14 protein-coding genes are annotated in these 18,155 nt (G+C 63.8%); 6 read left to right on the top strand and 8 right to left on the bottom strand.

What is annotated here, in order from left to right:
* Positions 1–79 precede the first annotated feature (79 nt).
* The 3 genes from ACE3UG_RS13835 to ACE3UG_RS13825 all read left to right on the top strand — a co-directional run bounded on the left by ACE3UG_RS13835 (position 80) and on the right by ACE3UG_RS13825 (position 3,656).
* Positions 80–1,315: an HlyD family efflux transporter periplasmic adaptor subunit gene (locus ACE3UG_RS13835; RefSeq protein ID WP_374624762.1), complete on the top strand. Its 1,236-nt coding sequence runs from the start codon at positions 80–82 to the stop codon at positions 1,313–1,315.
* A 37-nt stretch (positions 1,316–1,352) separates the two neighbouring features.
* The gene (locus ACE3UG_RS13830) at positions 1,353–2,903 is read left to right on the top strand and encodes a DHA2 family efflux MFS transporter permease subunit (RefSeq protein ID WP_374624760.1); all 1,551 of its coding nucleotides are present in this window, start codon (positions 1,353–1,355) and stop codon (positions 2,901–2,903) included.
* A gap of 258 nt (positions 2,904–3,161) precedes the next feature.
* On the top strand, positions 3,162–3,656 hold the full coding sequence (locus ACE3UG_RS13825) for an acyl-CoA thioesterase (RefSeq protein WP_374624758.1): 495 nt from the start codon (positions 3,162–3,164) through the stop codon (positions 3,654–3,656).
* 159 nt (positions 3,657–3,815) lie between these two features.
* Here the strand turns inward: ACE3UG_RS13825 and truB are convergent, their stop codons facing one another.
* From truB to scpB, 7 genes are all read right to left on the bottom strand, one after another.
* Positions 3,816–4,802: a tRNA pseudouridine(55) synthase TruB gene (truB, locus tag ACE3UG_RS13820; protein ID WP_374624756.1), complete on the bottom strand. Its 987-nt coding sequence runs from the start codon at positions 4,800–4,802 to the stop codon at positions 3,816–3,818.
* 115 nt (positions 4,803–4,917) lie between these two features.
* Complete coding sequence (gene rbfA, locus ACE3UG_RS13815; protein ID WP_374624754.1) at positions 4,918–5,379, bottom strand: 30S ribosome-binding factor RbfA; 462 nt, start codon at positions 5,377–5,379, stop codon at positions 4,918–4,920.
* An 83-nt stretch (positions 5,380–5,462) separates the two neighbouring features.
* Positions 5,463–8,414, bottom strand: a complete 2,952-nt coding sequence (gene infB / locus ACE3UG_RS13810) for a translation initiation factor IF-2 (protein WP_374624752.1) — start codon at positions 8,412–8,414, stop codon at positions 5,463–5,465.
* An 80-nt stretch (positions 8,415–8,494) separates the two neighbouring features.
* Complete coding sequence (gene nusA / locus ACE3UG_RS13805; protein WP_374624750.1) at positions 8,495–9,970, bottom strand: transcription termination factor NusA; 1,476 nt, start codon at positions 9,968–9,970, stop codon at positions 8,495–8,497.
* A complete protein-coding gene (gene rimP, locus ACE3UG_RS13800; protein ID WP_374624748.1) occupies positions 9,967–10,425 on the bottom strand; it encodes a ribosome maturation factor RimP in 459 nt (152 codons plus the stop codon). The genes nusA and rimP overlap by 4 nt, the downstream gene beginning before the upstream one ends.
* Before the next feature lie 455 nt (positions 10,426–10,880).
* Entirely contained in the window at positions 10,881–12,770 is a 1,890-nt protein-coding gene (locus ACE3UG_RS13795; RefSeq protein WP_374624746.1) for a pseudouridine synthase, read from the bottom strand.
* Between the two features lie 148 nt (positions 12,771–12,918).
* The gene (gene scpB, locus ACE3UG_RS13790; protein WP_374624744.1) at positions 12,919–14,193 is read right to left on the bottom strand and encodes an SMC-Scp complex subunit ScpB; all 1,275 of its coding nucleotides are present in this window, start codon (positions 14,191–14,193) and stop codon (positions 12,919–12,921) included.
* A 332-nt stretch (positions 14,194–14,525) separates the two neighbouring features.
* On the opposite strand from scpB, the gene fnr reads away from it, so the two are divergent.
* Both fnr and ACE3UG_RS13780 read left to right on the top strand, forming a co-directional pair.
* The gene (gene fnr / locus ACE3UG_RS13785; protein ID WP_374624742.1) at positions 14,526–15,254 is read left to right on the top strand and encodes a fumarate/nitrate reduction transcriptional regulator Fnr; all 729 of its coding nucleotides are present in this window, start codon (positions 14,526–14,528) and stop codon (positions 15,252–15,254) included.
* Between the two features lie 226 nt (positions 15,255–15,480).
* Entirely contained in the window at positions 15,481–15,915 is a 435-nt protein-coding gene (locus ACE3UG_RS13780; RefSeq protein WP_374624741.1) for a nuclear transport factor 2 family protein, read from the top strand.
* Positions 15,916–15,931: 16 nt separating this feature from the next.
* On the opposite strand, the gene ACE3UG_RS13775 is transcribed toward ACE3UG_RS13780, so the two are convergent.
* A complete protein-coding gene (locus tag ACE3UG_RS13775) occupies positions 15,932–16,867 on the bottom strand; it encodes a LysR family transcriptional regulator (RefSeq protein WP_374624739.1) in 936 nt (311 codons plus the stop codon).
* A 137-nt stretch (positions 16,868–17,004) separates the two neighbouring features.
* On the opposite strand from ACE3UG_RS13775, the gene ACE3UG_RS13770 reads away from it, so the two are divergent.
* Positions 17,005–18,021, top strand: a complete 1,017-nt coding sequence (locus tag ACE3UG_RS13770; RefSeq protein ID WP_374624737.1) for a zinc-binding alcohol dehydrogenase family protein — start codon at positions 17,005–17,007, stop codon at positions 18,019–18,021.
* The last annotated feature ends 134 nt before the right edge of the window (positions 18,022–18,155 follow it).

The following is an 18,155-nucleotide window of genomic DNA, read 5'->3' as shown; positions in this document are numbered from 1 at the left end:
CCGCAAGTCACATACGTCACACACACACAACAGACAAGACAACGTCAACGCACATTGAGAAATGAGTACGGAGCGAATGATGAGCGAGAACCAACAACAAGCCGCTGCCCAGCCGGCTCAGGGCAATGGCAAGCGCCGCCGCATGATGCTGACGCTGACGGCCGTGATCGCGATCGCGGCCATCGCCTACGGCGCTTACTACGCGCTGTATGCGCGCTACTACGAAGACACCGACGATGCGTATGTCGCGGGCAACGTGGTGCAGATCACCCCGCAGGTATCGGGCACCGTGACCGGCGTCAAGGTCGACGACACCCAAATGGTCAAGGCGGGTCAGGCGCTGGTCACGCTCGACCAGACCGACGCGCGCGTCGCATTGCTGCAAGCCGAGGCCAATCTGGCGCAGACGGTGCGTCAGGTGCGCACGTACTTCGTGAACAACGACGCGTATGCCGCTACCGTGGCGATGCGCGAGTCGGACCTGGCCCGGGCACAAGCCGATGTGAAGCGCCGTGAGATGGCGATTGCCTCGGGCGCCGTGTCGCGCGAAGAACTCGCCCACGCGCAGGACGCCGTGAAGTCGGCGCAGGCCGCACTCGAGCAGGCTCGCGCGCAGTGGGTGTCGAACCGGGCGCTGACGGACAAGACGTCGGTGACCACGCACCCGAACGTGCAACAGGCAGCGGCAAAGGTACGCGCGGCGTATCTCGACTACGCCCGCACGTCCATCCCGGCACCGGTCGACGGCTATGTCGCCAAGCGCTCGGTGCAGGTGGGACAACGCGTGGCAACCGGCGCGCCGCTCATGGCACTGGTGCCGCTGAACCAGGTCTGGGTCGACGCCAACTTCAAGGAAGTGCAGATTGCGCACATGCGCGTCGGTCAGCCGGTCACGCTCACGGCCGACGTGTACGGGTCGGCGGTGGAATACAAGGGCACGGTAGCGGGCTTCTCCGCAGGCACGGGCAGCGCCTTCTCGCTGCTGCCGGCGCAGAACGCGACGGGTAACTGGATCAAGGTTGTGCAGCGTCTGCCGGTACGTATCGCGCTCGACGCGAAGCAATTGCAGCAGCATCCGCTGCGCGTCGGTCTGTCGATGCAGGTCAAGGTCGACGTGCGCAATTCCGACGGCAAGGAGCTGGGCGAAGCGCCTGCGATGCCGGCGTACTCGACCGACGTGTACGACAAGGTCGGACACGACGCCGACAATATCGTCGCCAAGATCATCACCGAAAACGCGGGTGCTGCGGCTGCCTCTGGGGCAGGCGGCGCCAGCGACACGCGCAACCAGCCGGCTCGCGCTCGTCCCCTGTAAATCGGAGGGGGGTGCCCCCCACCCCCTTTGACATCTCATGGCAACTCAAAACGCTCCTGGCCCTCTTTCGGGGGGTCAGTTGGTACTCGGCACCATCGCGCTGTCGCTCGCCACGTTCATGAACGTGCTCGACACATCGATTGCCAACGTATCGATTCCCGCCATTTCCGGCGACCTAGGCGTCTCGTCGAGCCAGGGAACGTGGGTGATCACGTCGTTCGCCGTCGCCAACGCGATTTCGGTGCCGCTCACGGGCTGGCTGACTGAACGATTTGGCGCGGTGCGGCTGTTCATTTCGTCGATCCTGCTGTTCGTGCTGGCGTCGTGGCTGTGCGGCATGGCGCCAACCCTCGAATTCCTGCTCGCGGCCCGGGTGTTGCAGGGCGCCGTCGCCGGACCGATGATTCCGCTCTCGCAATCGCTGCTGCTCTCGAGCTATCCGAGCGCGAAGAGTTCGATGGCGCTGGCGCTATGGGGCATGACGACGTTGGTCGCCCCAGTGATGGGCCCAATTCTCGGCGGCTGGATTTCCGACAACTATCAGTGGCCGTGGATTTTTTATATCAACATTCCCATCGGCATTGCTGCGGCCTACGTTACCTGGCTGATCTACGCCAAGCGCGAAACGCCTACACAACGCAAGCCGATCGATACGGTCGGGCTCGCCTTGCTCGTGCTGTGGGTGGGTTCGCTGCAAGTGATGCTCGACAAAGGCAAGGAACTCGACTGGTTCAATTCTTCGACCATCGTCGTGCTGGCGCTCGTGGCGCTGGTGTCGTTCTGCTTCTTCGTCATCTGGGAGATTACCGAGAAGCATCCGGTGGTCGACCTGACGCTCTTCAAGCGGGTCAACTTTACCGGTGGCGTGGTGGCCATCTCGGTCGGTTACGGCCTCTTCTTCGGTAACCTCGTGATTCTGCCGCAATGGTTGCAGATCTACCTCGGCTATACGGCAACGCAGGCCGGTCTGGTGCTCGCGCCGGTGGGACTGTTCGCCATCATTTTGTCGCCGGTGATCGGCAAGACGCTGCCGAAGCTCGATGCACGCTGGGTCGTCACCGTCTCGTTCGTGTTGTTCGCGGTGGTGTTCTTCATGCGCTCGCACTTCAACACCCTCGTCGACACACGCACCCTGATGATTCCGACGTTCCTGCAGGGGGTGCCGATGTCGATGTTCTTCATCCCGCTCACGGCGATCATCTTGTCGGGCTTGCCGCCGGAGCGCATTCCGGCAGCGGCGGGTTTGTCCAACTTCGTGCGGATTACGTGCGGTGCCGTGGGTACGTCGATCGCAACGACCATGTGGGATAACCGGATCACGTTGCACCATGCACAGTTGACGGAGCATTTGACGCCGTACGATCCCACGTTCAATGCATCTGTGCAAACGCTCAACCAACTCGGCATGTCGACACCGCAAGCCAACGGTTACATCGACCGGCTGGTGACACAGCAGTCGGCGATGCTCGGTGCCAACGACATTTTCTGGATCTCGGCGTTGCTGTTCGTGCTGATGATCGCGATGGTGTGGATCACCCGACCGATGAAGGGCGGTGGCGGCGGCGACGCAGCAGCGGGTGCGCACTGAAACAACGACTTCCCCCCGAGTGCCCGGCCCTGCGCTGTCCGGCCGGGCACTGCTTGAACCCCGCTGAAGTTGGCGGGGTTTTTTTACAGGGGCAGTCGATAAAGCGGACGGGGCGGACGGGGCGCGGGGGGGCGTGCCGTGCTTGAGCGCCGGCACGCCCCCTCGAATTCGCAGTATCATTGCGCCTTTCCTGGGCACTTTCCCGACCACCGCACTGTGCTCGGGAAAACACCCTTCGCACGCCAACAATCGAACACCATGACGACCCCGCAGACCCCGAACGATCGCTCAGAAGTCACTTTTCGCTTTCTGGCCGAGCCGGCCGCCGTCAATTTCGGTGGCAAGGTCCACGGGGGCTCTCTGATGAAATGGATCGACGAAGTGGCCTACGCATGCGCCGCCACTTGGTCGGGCCGCTATTGCGTGACGGTCAGCGTCGGCAACATCCGCTTCCGCCGTCCGATTCTGGTGGGAAATCTGGTGGAACTGCGCGCGCGTATCGTGGCGACGGGCCGCACCAGCATGCATATCCACGTATCGGTGCACGCGGGCGACCCCAAGTGGGGCGAACTGCGCCAGACGACCGATTGCCTGATGGTGTTCGTCGCCGTCGACGAGAGCAATCACCCGGTCAGCGTACCGTCTTTCGAGCCGAAAACGGACGAACAGAAAGCGCTGGCCAAGTACGCCATGGACGTCAAAGCAGCGCTGGACGCCATCGTCGAACTCAAGCCGGAAAACGTCGCGCAGTAAGCGCTACGCCGCAGCGAGTGTCGTAAAAAAGGCGGCGAACAGCCGCCGAGCACCAGCGGCGGCGCATACCGGCAGCGCCGTACCGGCCGTGCCCTCCCGACATCCGCTGACTGCGTCGGCTTACTGCATCGGCTTACTGCATCGGCTTATTGCATCGGCTTATTGCGTCTTCAGAAGACGTTGCGGCGTCAGCAGTGCCTCATGGTCAAGCCGCGCAACGCCCAACAATCGGGCGCCAGCGTCGCCATCGGCTTCGGCATAAACCTTCACTTCGATAGCCTCGCCCGCAGCGGCACAGGCCCTCAGCGCCTGCGGACAGCGGGTCTCGTCAAGCCGCAGGCGTTGCCCGTGGCTGAAGCGCTTGGCGAGTGTGTCATCGAGCCAGATAGCCGGCAGCGTCTTCAGCAGCGCATCGACGGGCGCCAGCTTCTCCACGCGTTGCGCGTGCTCCATCGCGCCCAGGGCATCCAGCGTCACCGCATCGTCGAGCGTGAGCGGACCGACTGCGGTGCGTCGCAGCGCACGCAAATGCGCCCCACAGCCCAGCGCTTCGCCAATGTCTTCTGCCAGCGTGCGCACATAAGTGCCTTTGCTGCAGGTCACGCGAAACGTGAACTCGGCGACATCGGGCAACGAGCACGCCGTGAGTTCCAGACCATGGATCGTGACCTCACGTGCTTCACGCTCGACGGTCTGCCCCGCGCGAGCGTATTCATATAGCGGCCGGCCGTCACGCTTGAGGGCAGAGTACATCGGCGGCACCTGAGAGATCGCCCCCGTGAAACTCGGCAACACGGCACGAATCGCCGCTTCGTCCACCGTCACCGGACGCGTTTGCAGTACCTCGCCTTCCGCGTCTCCCGTTGTCGTCGTTTCTCCAAGGCGCACGAGCGCCTCGTAGGTCTTGTCGGCCTCGAGCAAGTCCTGCGAGAACTTTGTTGCCTCGCCGAAGCACAGCGGCAACAAACCCGTCGCCAACGGGTCGAGCGTGCCGGTGTGGCCGGCCTTGAGGGCCTGCAATAATCGCTTGGCCTTGATCAGCGCGTCATTGGAGGACAGGCCCAGCGGCTTGTCCAGGAGCAACACGCCATCGAGCGCGAAACGGGGAAGTTTTTGGCGGGGTGCCTGCGAACGCGGGTCCGTCATGATGCGGGGATTGCTCGAGAGATTCTTAAGGGATTCACATCCTGGCACCCATCACAGGTGCGCAGGCATTGCAGACAGCCGGGCTCGCCCTCGGCCAACCCGGCAGACTGCGTCGTCAATCGACGTCTGACTTGCGGTCGCTTTCCTTGCCATCGTCGTCGCCGTCTTGCGCAAGGCCGTCGCTGGCTTCATCACCGGCTTCATCGCTCGCCTCGTCTCTCGCTCGCGTGGCGTTGGCCGTATCGATCAGTCGCGACATCTCGATGGCACGCTCGATCGACTGATCGAAATGGAAATGCAACGTCGGCACGGTGTGGATATGCAACCGCTTGAACAGCAGATTGCGCAGGAAACCCGCCGCCTCGTTGAGCGCCTCGCCGGTCGCTTTCGGATCGCCGGTCAGCGTCGTGTAAAACACTTTTGCATGCGCATAGTCCGGCGTCACCTCCACGCTTTGCAGCGTGACCAGACCAATACGCGGGTCTTTCACTTCGCGCTGAATCAACGCCGACAGATCGCGCTGGATCTGATCGTTGATGCGAAGGTTCCGACCCGGAACGCCACGTTTCTTTGCCATAACATACTCGCTAGTAATGCAATGGCCCACGCCACCGGTTTCCCGGCTTGGTGGGCCATTCCACATCAATTGTGCAGATCGCGTTACAGCGAGCGCGCAACTTCCGTGATTTCGAACGCTTCCAGTTGGTCGCCTTCCGTGATGTCGTTGAAGTTCTTCACCGACAGACCGCACTCGAAGCCCGACTTGACTTCCTTCACGTCATCCTTGAAGCGCTTGAGCGAATCGAGCTCGCCCGTGAAGATGACGACATTGTCGCGCAACACACGCACGTGCGACGAACGCTTGACGAAACCGTCGAGCACCATACAGCCGGCGACCTTCCCGATCTTCGGCACGCTGAACGTCTGGCGCACGTCGATGAGACCCGTGATCACTTCCTTCTTCTCCGGCGCCAGCATGCCCGACATGGCCGCCTTCACCTCATCCACAGCGTCGTAGATGATGTTGTAGTAACGGATGTCGATCCCGTTCGACTCGGCCAGCTTGCGCGCCAGTGCATCGGCACGCGTGTTGAAACCGATGATGACCGCCTTCGACGCCGTTGCCAGGTTGACGTCGCTTTCGCTAATGCCGCCCACCGCCGCGTGCACGATCTGCACACGGACTTCCGGCGTCGAGAGCTTGTTGAGCGACTGCGCCAACGCTTCCTGCGAACCTTGCACGTCCGCCTTGATGATCAGCGGCAGCGACTTGATTTCGCCGTCGGCCATCTGATCGAACAAGTTCTCGAGCTTCGCGGCCTGCTGCTTGGCCAGCTTCACGTCACGGAACTTGCCCTGACGGAACAGCGCGATTTCGCGCGCCTTGCGCTCGTCCTGGACCACCAGCACTTCTTCACCGGCACCCGGCACTTCCGAAAGACCCTGAATTTCCACAGGGATCGACGGACCGGCTTCCTTCGCGCTCTTGCCGGTTTCATCCAGCATCGCACGAACACGACCGTACGCTTGACCGGCCAGCACCATGTCGCCGCGACGCAGCGTGCCCGACTGCACGAGAATCGTCGCCACCGGACCCTTACCCTTGTCGAGCTTCGCTTCAATCACGAGCCCCTTGGCCGGCGCTTCCACCGGCGCCTTGAGTTCCAGCACTTCCGCCTGAAGCAGCACGTTCTCGAGCAGGTCGTCGATGCCCGCCCCCGTCTTCGCCGACACCGGCACGAACGGCGAATCGCCACCGTACTCTTCCGGCACCACGCCCTCGGCCACGAGTTCCTGCTTCACACGATCGAGGTTCGCTTCCGGCTTGTCGATCTTGTTGATCGCCACCACGATCGGCACACCGGCCGACTTCGCGTGCGCAATCGCTTCCTTCGTCTGCGGCATCACACCGTCGTCTGCCGCCACCACGAGAATCACGATATCCGTGGCCTGCGCACCGCGTGCACGCATCGCCGTGAAGGCTTCGTGACCCGGGGTGTCGAGGAACGTCACCGTGCCGCGCGGCGTATCGACGTGATACGCGCCAATATGCTGCGTAATACCGCCCGCTTCGCCCGCCGCGACCTTGGCGCGACGGATGTAATCCAGCAGCGAAGTCTTGCCGTGGTCGACGTGACCCATCACGGTCACCACCGGCGGACGCGGCAGCGCTTCGCTGTCGGTCACTTCGTTGCCCAACGCCAGCAGCGTTTCCGGATCGTCCAGCTTGGCCGCGATCGCACGGTGGCCAAGCTCTTCCACCACGATCATCGCCGTTTCCTGATCCAGCACCTGGTTGATGGTCACCATCTGACCCATCTTCATCATCAGCTTGATGACTTCCGAGGCCTTCACCGACATTCTGTGCGCCAGATCGCCGACACTGATGGTTTCCGGGATATGAACATCACGCACGACCGGCTCGGTCGGGGCCTGGAACGCTTGACGGTCGTCCTGCGAATGACGGTCGCCACGACGGCCGCCACGGCCACCGCCGCGCCAGCCATCCGAGCCACCGCTCGTGTCGCCGCGCGTCTTCATACCGCCACGCTTGTTGCGGTTATCGGCATCCTTCTGCCACGCGCCGGGCTTCTTGTCCTTCTTGTCCGCAGCGCCTGCCGTGGTCGACGCCGGTGCCGCAACCGCCGGCTTCCGGTCCGCCGGCTTGGCGCTCGCCGCACCTTCCGGCTTGGCCGGCTTGTGCAATGTCCCCTTGGCTTCGGGCTTGGCCGCTGCCGCCGCTGCGGGCGCCGGCTCAGGTGCCTTGAGCACGCGACGCGGCGCATTCAGCATCTCGCGAATGGCGCGTGCCTCGGCTTCCGCCGCGGAACGACGCTTGCGGATCGCTTCTTCCTCGGCGCGGGCCTTGTCGGCCGCCGCGCTCGCCTTCTCGGCAGCCGCGCGCGCCGCTTCGCTGGCCTTGCGGGCCTGCTCGCGTTCGGCTTCGGCCTTGGCCGCGGCCGCCTTCTCGGCTTGCTCCGCCTTTTCGGCGTCTGCCTTGGAAGCCTTCTCCGCTTCGGCATCGACCTTGGCTTCGGCGTCGACCTTGGCTTCGGCCTTCGCCTTTTGCTCTTCAGCCACCTTGAGCGCTGCGGCGCGCTCCGCTTCCTCACGCGCACGGCGCTCGGCGGCATCCTTCTCTTCACGCTCGCGACGCTCGGCCTCTTCGCGCTCCAGTTCCTCCTGGCGACGCTTCAGCTCGGCAGCCTCGGCCGCCAGACGCTCCGCTTCACGGCGCGCATCTTCCTCACGCTGGCGCAGCGCTTCCTCTTCGGCTGTAGCCGCCGCGCTGTTCGCGCCTTCCGCGATGTCGTCGCGCTTGACGAAGGTGCGCTTCTTGCGCACTTCGACCTGAATCGTGCGCGCCTTGCCGGTCGCGTCGGCTTGCTTGATTTCCGAGGTCTGGCGACGCGTCAGAGTAATCTTCTTTTTGTCGCCGTCGTCAGCGCCATGCGACCGGCGCAGGTGCTCCAGCAGACGGGCCTTGTCGGCGTCCGTCAGCGAATCGTCGGCGCTGAGTTTGTCCACGCCGGCGGCTTTGAGTTGCTCCAGCAACACGCCGGCCGGCATTTTCAGTTCTGCAGCAAATTGGGCTACGTTGATGCTCGCCATTCAAACCTCTTCAAGCAAGGCCAGGCGCCTTGCGGTTAACTTCAAAGTTCACTGTTCCATATGCGTGCCGGGGCAGGTCATCATTGGAACCAGTGCTCTCGCGCTTTCATGATCAGGACCTTCGCAGCTTCCTCGTCGACGCCGGTCATCTCGGTGAGTTCGTCGACAGCCAGCTCGGCCAGATCATCGCGCGTCTGAATTTCATGCTCGGCCAGTTGGGCCAGCAACTCGGGCGTCATGCCCTCGAGGCTCTTGAGATCGAGCGCAACGCCCTCGACCCGCTCCTCGCTGGCAATCGCCTGCGTCAGCAGTGCGTCGCGCGCACGATTGCGCAGCTCGTGCACCGTGTCCTCGTCGAATGCTTCGATCTCGAGCATTTCGTTCAAGGGCACGTAGGCGATCTCTTCCAGGCTCGAGAAACCTTCCTCGATCAGGATGTCCGCCATTTCTTCGTCAACATCGAGACGCTGCATGAACAACGTGCGCAGCGTGCCGCGCTCTTCGTTCTGCTTCTCGGCCGATTCATCCGGCGTCATGATGTTGATCTGCCAGCCGGTCAGCTCCGACGCGAGTCGCACGTTCTGGCCGCTGCGACCGATCGCCACCGCCAGTTCGTTCTCGTCGACGACGACGTCCATGCTGTGCTTCTCTTCGTCGACGACGATCGACTGCACCGCCGCCGGCGCCAACGCGCCGATCACGAACTGCGCGGGGTCTTCCGACCACAGCACGATATCGACGTTCTCACCGCCGAGCTCATTACGCACCGCCTGCACGCGCGTGCCGCGAATGCCCACGCACGTACCGATCGGATCGATGCGCTTGTCGTACGCCACCACGGCGATCTTCGCGCGCACGCCCGGATCGCGAGCGGCCGACTTGATCTCCAGCAGACCCTGCTCGATTTCCGGCACTTCCATGCCGAACAGCTCGATCAGAAATTCCGGTGCCGTACGCGAGAGTTCGATCTGGGGACCACGCGCCGTGCGGTCGACCTTCGCAATGTACGCGCGGACACGGTCGCCGATACGCAGGTTTTCCTTCGGGATCAGTTGATCGCGGCGCAGCAGCGCTTCGACACGCCCCGACTCGACGATCAGGTTGCCCTTGTCGAGACGCTTGACCGCGCCGGTCATGATTTTTTCGCCGCGATCGAGGAAGTCCGTCAGGATCTGCTCGCGCTCGGCATCGCGGATGCGCTGCAGAATGACCTGCTTGGCCGCCTGCGCGCCGATACGGCCGAACTCGACCGATTCCACGGGTTCTTCCACGTAATCGCCAACCTCGATCGACGGATCGTCTTCCTTGGCTTCGAACGAGAGAATCTGCTTGTCCGGCTCTTGCAGGCCGGCTTCGTCCGGCACGACAACCCAGCGACGGAAGCTCTCGTGCTCGCCCGACTCGCGGTCGATGTGCACGCGAACGTCGACGTCCTCGGTATAGCGCTTCTTGGTGGCCGAGGCCAATGCAGCTTCAAGCGCGGCGAACACGACGTCCTTGTCGACGTTCTTTTCGCGCGCGAGCGCATCGACCAACAGCAATACTTCGCGACTCATCGTTTGCGACTCCTAAAATCAATCTGCGGCACAAGGCGCGCACGGTCAATATCCGCGAGGGTGAAATCGAGCAGCGCCGGGCCGCCCTTGCCTTCGAACTCCAGGCTCAAGTTCTCGCCTTGCGGCGCTTGCAAAATGCCGCGAAACTGCTTGCGGCCTTCAAGCGGCACACGCAACGTAAGACTCACTTCCGCACCGGCAAAACGCTCGAAGTCCGACAGCTTGCGCAGCGGACGATCCAGCCCCGGTGACGACACTTCGAGTCGGTCGTAGTTGACGTTCTCGACCATCAGGACGTGCGAGAGCTGACGGCTCACTGTCTCACAGTCATCGATCGCGATGCCCTCCGGCTTGTCGATGTAGACGCGCAGCAAACCCCCGCCGGCGCGTTCGATATCAACCAGCTCGTAACCCAGGCCTTCGACCGTGGTCTCGATCAGTTCTGGCAATTGCAACTTTGCTCACCCTAGAAAAACTCGCGCGCATTAGCAGCGCCCGACATGTCTGCGCGTCCCGCATGGGACGCCGCACGATACCTACCTCGACCGTCCGGGCCGGCGTGCCGGTGTTGACACGCCCACTCCCCAACGCGGCGGCATCGGCCACGTGCAAAACGCTCGCGGCAAAAAAAAATGGGCGAAACGCCCATTTCTTACAGCCTCATTGCGCATGAGGTGCGCGCCGCAACAGAACCGGTGGCACGCAAACCAGCTTATTCGTTGATTTTATATGATTTTGGGCCGATCTGCAACGCTTGGGGCCCTAAATCCCCACCGCGCAGGTGTCAATTCGACCTTGGTGCAGGGCAAAGTGAGCGAATGACGAAAACCCTCTCATTTTGCCAAGCGGGGCCGTCATACCGAGGCCCCTGCTCGGCCCCGGCCCTGCGACCGGCAGCGCGCAGGCAAAATCAACGCGACCGGTTGCCGCCGCGATTGCCTCGGCTGCCCTGATTGCCACCACCGCCACCACCGCCGACGCTACCGCCAGCACGGTTGCCGCCACGACTGCGATTGCCGTTGACGTTACCGTTGCCGTTACCGTTACCGCCACGCGACTGGCCGCCAAAGCCCCCGCCGCCGGTCGCATTGCCACCGCCGAAGCGCCGCCCTTCCCCTCTGGGCGAAGGCGTTTGATAGCCACCGCTCGGGCCGACAAACGTCGTCAGCGGATTGACCCGGGGACGACGCGATTGACCCGGTTCGCGGCTGAAAACGCCCAGGGCCGTCTGCATCGGATCCGGCTGACGGCGCGGCTCCTTCGGGGCGCCCACCTTGCCGCCACGCCCCCCCTTGCCGCTTTCGTCCGAGCTGGCGCCCGGCACCTTCATCCCCACGGACGCAAACAGGGCGCGCACCTGCGCGTCGTCCAACTCTTCGTAACGACCGCGCTTGAGACCGCGCGGCAGCGTCAGCGAGCCGTATCGCGTGCGAATCAGACGGCTCACCATCAGGCCCGCCGCATCGAACATGCGACGCACTTCGCGATTACGACCCTCGGTCAACGCGACGTGATACCAATGATTCGAACCTTCACCGCCCCCGTCCTGAAGACGCAGGAAGTTGGCCCGCCCATCGTCGAGCTCGATGCCGTGCAGCAGTTGCTGGCGCGACGCCTCGCTCAGTTGCCCCACGGTGCGAACGGCGTACTCACGCTCGATGCCGTAACGCGGGTGCATGAACCGGTTCGCCAGATCGCCGGACGTCGTCAGAATCAACAGCCCTTCCGTGTTGAAGTCCAAGCGCCCGACGGCGAGCCACTTGGCCGTCTTCATCGGCGGCAGACGGTCGAACACCGACGCACGACCCTCCGGATCGGCATGGCTGACGATTTCGCCCGCCGGTTTGTGATACAGCAGCACGCGCGGCGGTTTGCTGGTGATGCGGCGCTTGACGAGCTTGCCGTTGATGCGAACCTGATCGGTCGGCAGAATGCGTTGACCGATGTGAGCGGGTTCGGCGTTGACCGACACGCGCCCGGCGAGAATCAGTTCCTCCATCTCGCGACGCGAACCCATACCGGCTTCGGCCAGCACCTTGTGCAGCTTCGGCGCCTCGTCGTCCGGCGACAGCACGCGACGATCGGCCGGACGGCGGCCGCGCTTGGCAGCCGCCTTGGCATCGCCGTCGGACTCGTCGCTATCGAAGCCGCCGGAGGTCACGAACGCGAACAGATCGTCGTCCCCGCCCTTGCCGCCCCTTGCGCCCTTGCCTGCGCTACCGCCCTTCGCGCCTTGGTTGCTCTTGCTTGCTCTGGCGCCATTACCGTTGGCGCCCTTGCCACCACCGCCGCCGTTACCGTTACCGCCGTTCCCCGCTCTACCGCCGCCACCGCTTCGGGGGCTTCCTGCCGCCTCGTTGCGGCGGCGCCCCTTGGCCCCGTGCGGCGCTTCACCCGCTTGCGCTGCATCATTGGCATCGGCTTGCGCCGGCTGAGCGACCTGAGCGACCTGAGAGGTATCGTCACGCTTGCCGCCGCGCGGCTTGCGTGCCCCATTGCGGCTGCGTCCCTGCGCGGCTGACGGCGCACCGTCGGCCCCCGACGCGCGTGCGTGCGGCGCGTCGCCGGACGGGTCGCCCTGCGGGGCGTCGTCCGCTGCCGTAACTTCGGCGGTGCCGCCGTCCTCGCCTTCACGCTTGGCTTGTTGGGCCGCACGACGGCGGGCGATCAGACTGCGCGGACCACGGCGCAAACCGCGGCGCGATGCCTTGTCCTCGCTGCCATCGCCTTCCGGCGCACGGGATTCGGCACCGGCATCGCGGGCGTGCAGGTCCTGGGATTCTTCGTTTTGTTTCAACACAACCTCATTGGAAAACGGGATCGTGACGGGCAGGCGTAAATGGCTGCTCTGATCCGTGTCCACACCATGAATGCGCGGCAAATCCTTGCCGCGGCTTCGTTCTTATCGCTAACGGCCCTGCGGGTGCGCGACGCTAAGCGCCGGCGCCTCAGGTGCCCGTGACGAGATTCTTGCCGTCCCCGTCGTTCTCGTCGTCTTCCCTCGCACCGGGCATGGGCTGCCCAGTGGCGGGTTCATTCGCTGCCGAGTCGACAGCGTGCGGGGAAACCTCCTGCGTTACCGGCGCTGCGGGATCTGCCGCCTGCGTCGCTACGTCCTGCGCATCTTGCGGCGGATCGTCGCCGACCGACACCGCAGACTCCGATTCTTCGGAATATTCCTTGTCCTGCACCTCACCGTCCGAAAGACCGCTAGCAGCGTCATCCGAAGGCTTGGCGTCGATGAATGCCGGTCCGTCGCCTTGCCTGACGTCGCCAGACATCACACCCGCCGTGTCAGGCGCCTCAATCGTTTCAGGCACCTCAGCCGATTCAGCCGCCTCGGCCGCTACGTCACCTGTCGCGTCCACCCGCTCACTGACGTGCGCCATGTCTGCGAGTTCCGCGACATTCGACGCAATTTCCGCCGATGCCTCGACCGGCAGTTTCGCCGCCTCCTCGCCCTCTGCCATCACAGCGTCCAGCAAGGCGTCGTCGGTTGGCGCATCGTCCGGCGGCGGCAACGGACGCTGATCGGCCGGGAGCCCCTGTGCCAGCGGTAGGTCGTCGGCACGCGACTGCGCCAGGCGGGCCAACGCCTCGACATCCGCGACGGGCATGTCGTCGGACGACGTTTCATCTCCCGCGTCGGCCTCGGCACGCTCGCCGAACTCGATGTTCTGCTGCGCGAGCAGGTCGATCTGCGCTTGCGCGGCCGGATCTTCGAGTGGCGGCAGCGCATCGAGCGCGCGCAAGCCCAGATCGTCGAGAAAGTCCTTGGTCGTCGCATACAGGCCGGGGCGCCCCGGTACATCGCGATGACCGATGACCTCGATCCAGCCACGATCTTCAAGCTGTTTGATGATCTGCGTGTTCACCGTCACGCCGCGAATCTCTTCGATGTCGCCACGCGTGACCGGCTGACGATACGCAATGATCGCAAGCGTCTCCATGACGGCGCGCGAATACTTCGGCGGCTTCTCCGGATTGAGACGGTCAAGGTATTCACGCATGCGCGGACGGCTCTGGAAACGCCAGCCGGTGGCCAGTGCCACCAACTCCACACCTCGGCCATCCCATTGCACGCGGATTTCCTCGAGCAGCGCACGCACCGTGTCACCGGACACAGCGTCATTGAAGAGCTTGCGCAGATCGCCGACCTTGAGCGGCTCCTGCGCGCAAATCAACGCGGTCTCGAGGACGAGTTTCGCCTCTTGGGTATTCATGTGCGACTAAGCAGACCGGGGGCTTGGCGACCCGGTATCAGGAATAAATGGATGCTTGGAACACGAGAAACGGTCGTAACCGCTTCGCATAAGCGCGCGCCCGATTGTGTTCGGTCGTAGTGACGGCGGCGCGACCTGAATGCTTCGAAACGACCTGCCGGGAAAAAACGCCCAGGCCGATAGTGCGGCGAGACGGACGTCCGGTATGTGCGCAATTATTACTGAAACACCGACGCGCGTAAAGCGCCGTCGAAATCCTGACGACTTCGCAGGGGAAAACGATAGGCTAACGCCCCATGGTAGACTCTCAAAAAAAATCGCCAGGGGCCCCCATGACCACAGAAATCGGTCGCATTCCTATCGCTCAGCCCCGTTGTTCCACATGCTCGCTTGGGCAGTTCTGCCTGCCGGTGGGCATTCCGGAGCCCGAGCTGGAACGACTGGATGCACTCGTGAACGAGCGCCGACGCCTCAAGAAGGGCGACGTGCTGTATCACGCCAATGATGATCTGAACGCTGTCTACGGCATTCGTTTCGGCTCACTCAAAAGCTGCATCACCGCGTCCGACGGGCGCGAACAAGTCGTCGGCTTTCATCTTCAGGGCGAACTGATTGGCCTGGACGCTGTCGCCGACAATCGTCACCCGACCGCCGCCATCGCGCTCGAAGACAGCGAACTGTGCATTGCCCGCTTCGGCGAACTGGAGACGCTATCGCGTCAGGTGCCAACGCTGCAACGTCAACTGCACCGTCTCATGAGCCAGGAAATCCGCAACAAGCACCAGCAACTGCTCACGCTCGGCACCATGCGCGCCGAAGAGCGTCTGGCCGTCTTCCTGCTCAACCTCTCCGAGCGGCTTGCCGCGCGCGGCTACTCAGCCAACGAGTTCGTGTTGCGCATGAGCCGCGAGGAAATCGGCAGCTTCCTCGGTCTCAAGCTTGAAACCGTCAGCCGTCTGTTTTCGCGCTTTGCGCAGAACGGCATGATCGAAATACGTCAGCGCCATGTGAAGATCGTCGACGGGGCCGCGCTACGAAGCCTCGCAGGCGTTCCCTGCTGATGCTTGCCGGCGGGGGCGCCCGAGCGCCTTCGCCTGTCGTCGGTGCTCTGCATTTCCGATAAGCTACCGCTTCGGCCCTGGCGTCGCCTTGCGCCAGATCAAGAGTTGCTCGTCGGCGGCGACTCGATCCCAGCGTTCGACAAGCTCGGGCAAACCCTCCATAATCGGCGCGTTCGCCGGCCGGCACACCGGGTGTCCGGCGCATCACCCCGACGGAGGCCGTATTATGCCCGCTGCCATTTTCCTGAGTCCGGAAGACGCCGAACATGCATACTACGAGGCGCTTCGCGCCGGTGATACCGATGCGCTGATGGCGGTCTGGTCGGAAGATGAAGAGATCGCCTGCATTCACCCGTCGGGGCCACGGCATGTCGGCCCGGCGGCCGTTCGCACCAGTTGGCAGCAGATTCTCGCCAACGCCGGGCTACAGGTGACGGTCAGCCAGCTTCAAGTCGCTCGCAACCCGTTGTGCGCGGTCCACAGCGTGCTCGAACAAATTCAGGTCGAAGCGCGTCCGCAAGCGCGCTACGCCTTCGTGCTCGCCACCAACGTCTATATGAAGGAAGCCGACGGTTGGCGGCTCGTGCTGCATCACGCCAGCCCGGCGATCGGTCACGAGGACACCGGCGCGCAACTCGCGCAGACCCATCGCCTGCACTGACGCCCCCCCCGGCACGTTACGGCGACGGACGATGCTCGCCCGACGGCGTCGGCGCGTCATCCCAATACGGCGCAGGCCCGAAGCGCGCCTGCAGGAATTCGATCAGCGCGTGCGTCTTCGGCGGCACGAACGCCCGGCTCGGGTACACGGCCCAGATCGCCACCTCCTCCGCCAGTGGATACGCCGACAGCACCGGCACCAACGCCCCGCGCAGCAGATGGGCGCCAATGTCCCACGTGGACTTGAGCGCGATGCCGCAGCCCGCCAGCACTGCATCGCGAAGCACCTCGCCGTTATCCGACGCAAGACGCCCGCCGACGCGCACGCTCAGCATGCCGCCCGGCGTCACGAATCGCCAGTCGCGTTGCTCCCCCAGAATCAGGCATTCGTGTGCAGTGAGGTCGCCAGGATGCTTAGGCACTCCACGTGCCGCGAGATACGCGGGCGACGCGCACAACGTACGCCGGTTCGACGCCAGCTTGCGGGCGATGAGCGTCGAGTCGCGCAACGCCCCGACGCGAATCGCGAGATCGACGCCCTCTTCGATCAGGTCGACAACGCGATCCGTCAGCCGGAAGTCCAGCGAAATACCTGGGTACCGTTCGAGGAATTCCGGCAACGCGGGAGACACGTGCTGACGTCCGAACGACGACGAACACGACACCCGCAGCCGCCCCTGAGGCGCCGTGCGCCCCTGTCCGACGCTCGCCAGCGCTTGCGCCTCGGCCTCGAGCAAGGTCTGCGCCTGACGCAGAAACACCTCCCCCTCCTGCGTCAGCGCCACGCGTCGCGTTGTCCGATGCAGCAACCGTGCGCCCAGAACTCCCTCAAGCTGTGCGAGACGCGTGCTCGCCGTCGCCGGAGAGAGCCCTCGCTCACGCCCCGCCGCCGACACATTGCCAAGCGCGGCCGCACGCACGAACAACGCCAAAGTATCGAGGTCCAACGCCATTTGATGGATATTCCAAAAGATCTTTTCGTCATTATGCGAATTATCAAAGCAATCGGCCAGGCGTAATCTCTCGCTAACGGATTGGGCACGTGGCCGATCTGCCTCACGCGACGCACCGAACTCTCTGGAGAAACAGGATGAAAGCCATTGGACTGACGCATTACCTGCCGATTGACGACCCGAAGTCGCTCGAAGACATCGAACTGCCGACGCCAACCCCCACGGGGCGCGACGTGCTGGTCAAGGTCGAAGCGATTTCCGTGAACCCGGTCGACACCAAGGTCCGTGCCCCGAAGGCGCAGGTCGAGTCCTCACCGCGCGTACTCGGCTGGGATGCGGCTGGCACCGTCGCGGCCATCGGCCCGGATGTCACGCTCTTCAAGGTGGGCGATGCCGTGTATTACGCGGGCAGCATTACCCGTCCCGGCGCGAACAGCGAGTTCCATCTGGTTGACGAGCGCATCGTCGGCCACATGCCTGCGTCGCTCGACTTCGCGAGCGCCGCTGCGCTGCCGCTCACGACGATTACCGCGTGGGAAGCGCTTTTCGACCGGCTCGGCGTTGCCCCTGACGGCAGCGACGAAGGCAAGTCGGTGCTGATCGTCGGTGGCGCCGGCGGCGTCGGCTCGATTGCCATTCAGCTCGCCCGCCGCCTGGGGCATCTGACGGTCGTGGCAAGCGCATCGCGCCCCGAATCGGCCGACTGGTGCCGCCAACTCGGCGCGCAACACGTGATTGACCACTTCCAGAACATCCCGGCGCAATTGCAGGCGATCGGCATGCCGCAGGTGGATTTCGTGCTCTGCCTGAACGATACCGACAGACACTTCCCCGCCATGGCGCAAGCCGTTGCGCCGCAAGGCAAGATCTGCTCGATCGTGGAGAACGCGGGCCCGCTCGAGATCGGCCTGCTCAAGAGCAAGAGCGCCACCTTCGTCTGGGAATTCATGTTCACGCGCGCGATGTATGAAACGCCGGACATGATTGCGCAGCACAAGCTGCTGACCGAAGTCGCGCGGCAGGTCGACGCCGGCACGCTGCGCACGACCGTGGGCGAGGTCATCGGCCCGATCAACGCGCAAAACCTGCGTCGCGCGCACGCACAGCTCGAAGGCGGACGCACCATCGGCAAGCTCGTGCTCGCCGGGTTCTGATCGGCGTACGCTGCGCTTACCGCGCTTACCGCGCTTACCGTGTAGAACGCGTTGAATGCGTTTAATGCCTTGAATGCGTTTAATGCGCTTAATGCGCTTAATGCGTATAACGCGCGCGCCCACGCAAGAAAAAC

The organism is Pandoraea sp., from assembly GCF_041919235.1.
GTDB lineage: Bacteria > Pseudomonadota > Gammaproteobacteria > Burkholderiales > Burkholderiaceae > Pandoraea.
This window is presented reverse-complemented; position numbering and strand designations above follow the sequence as displayed.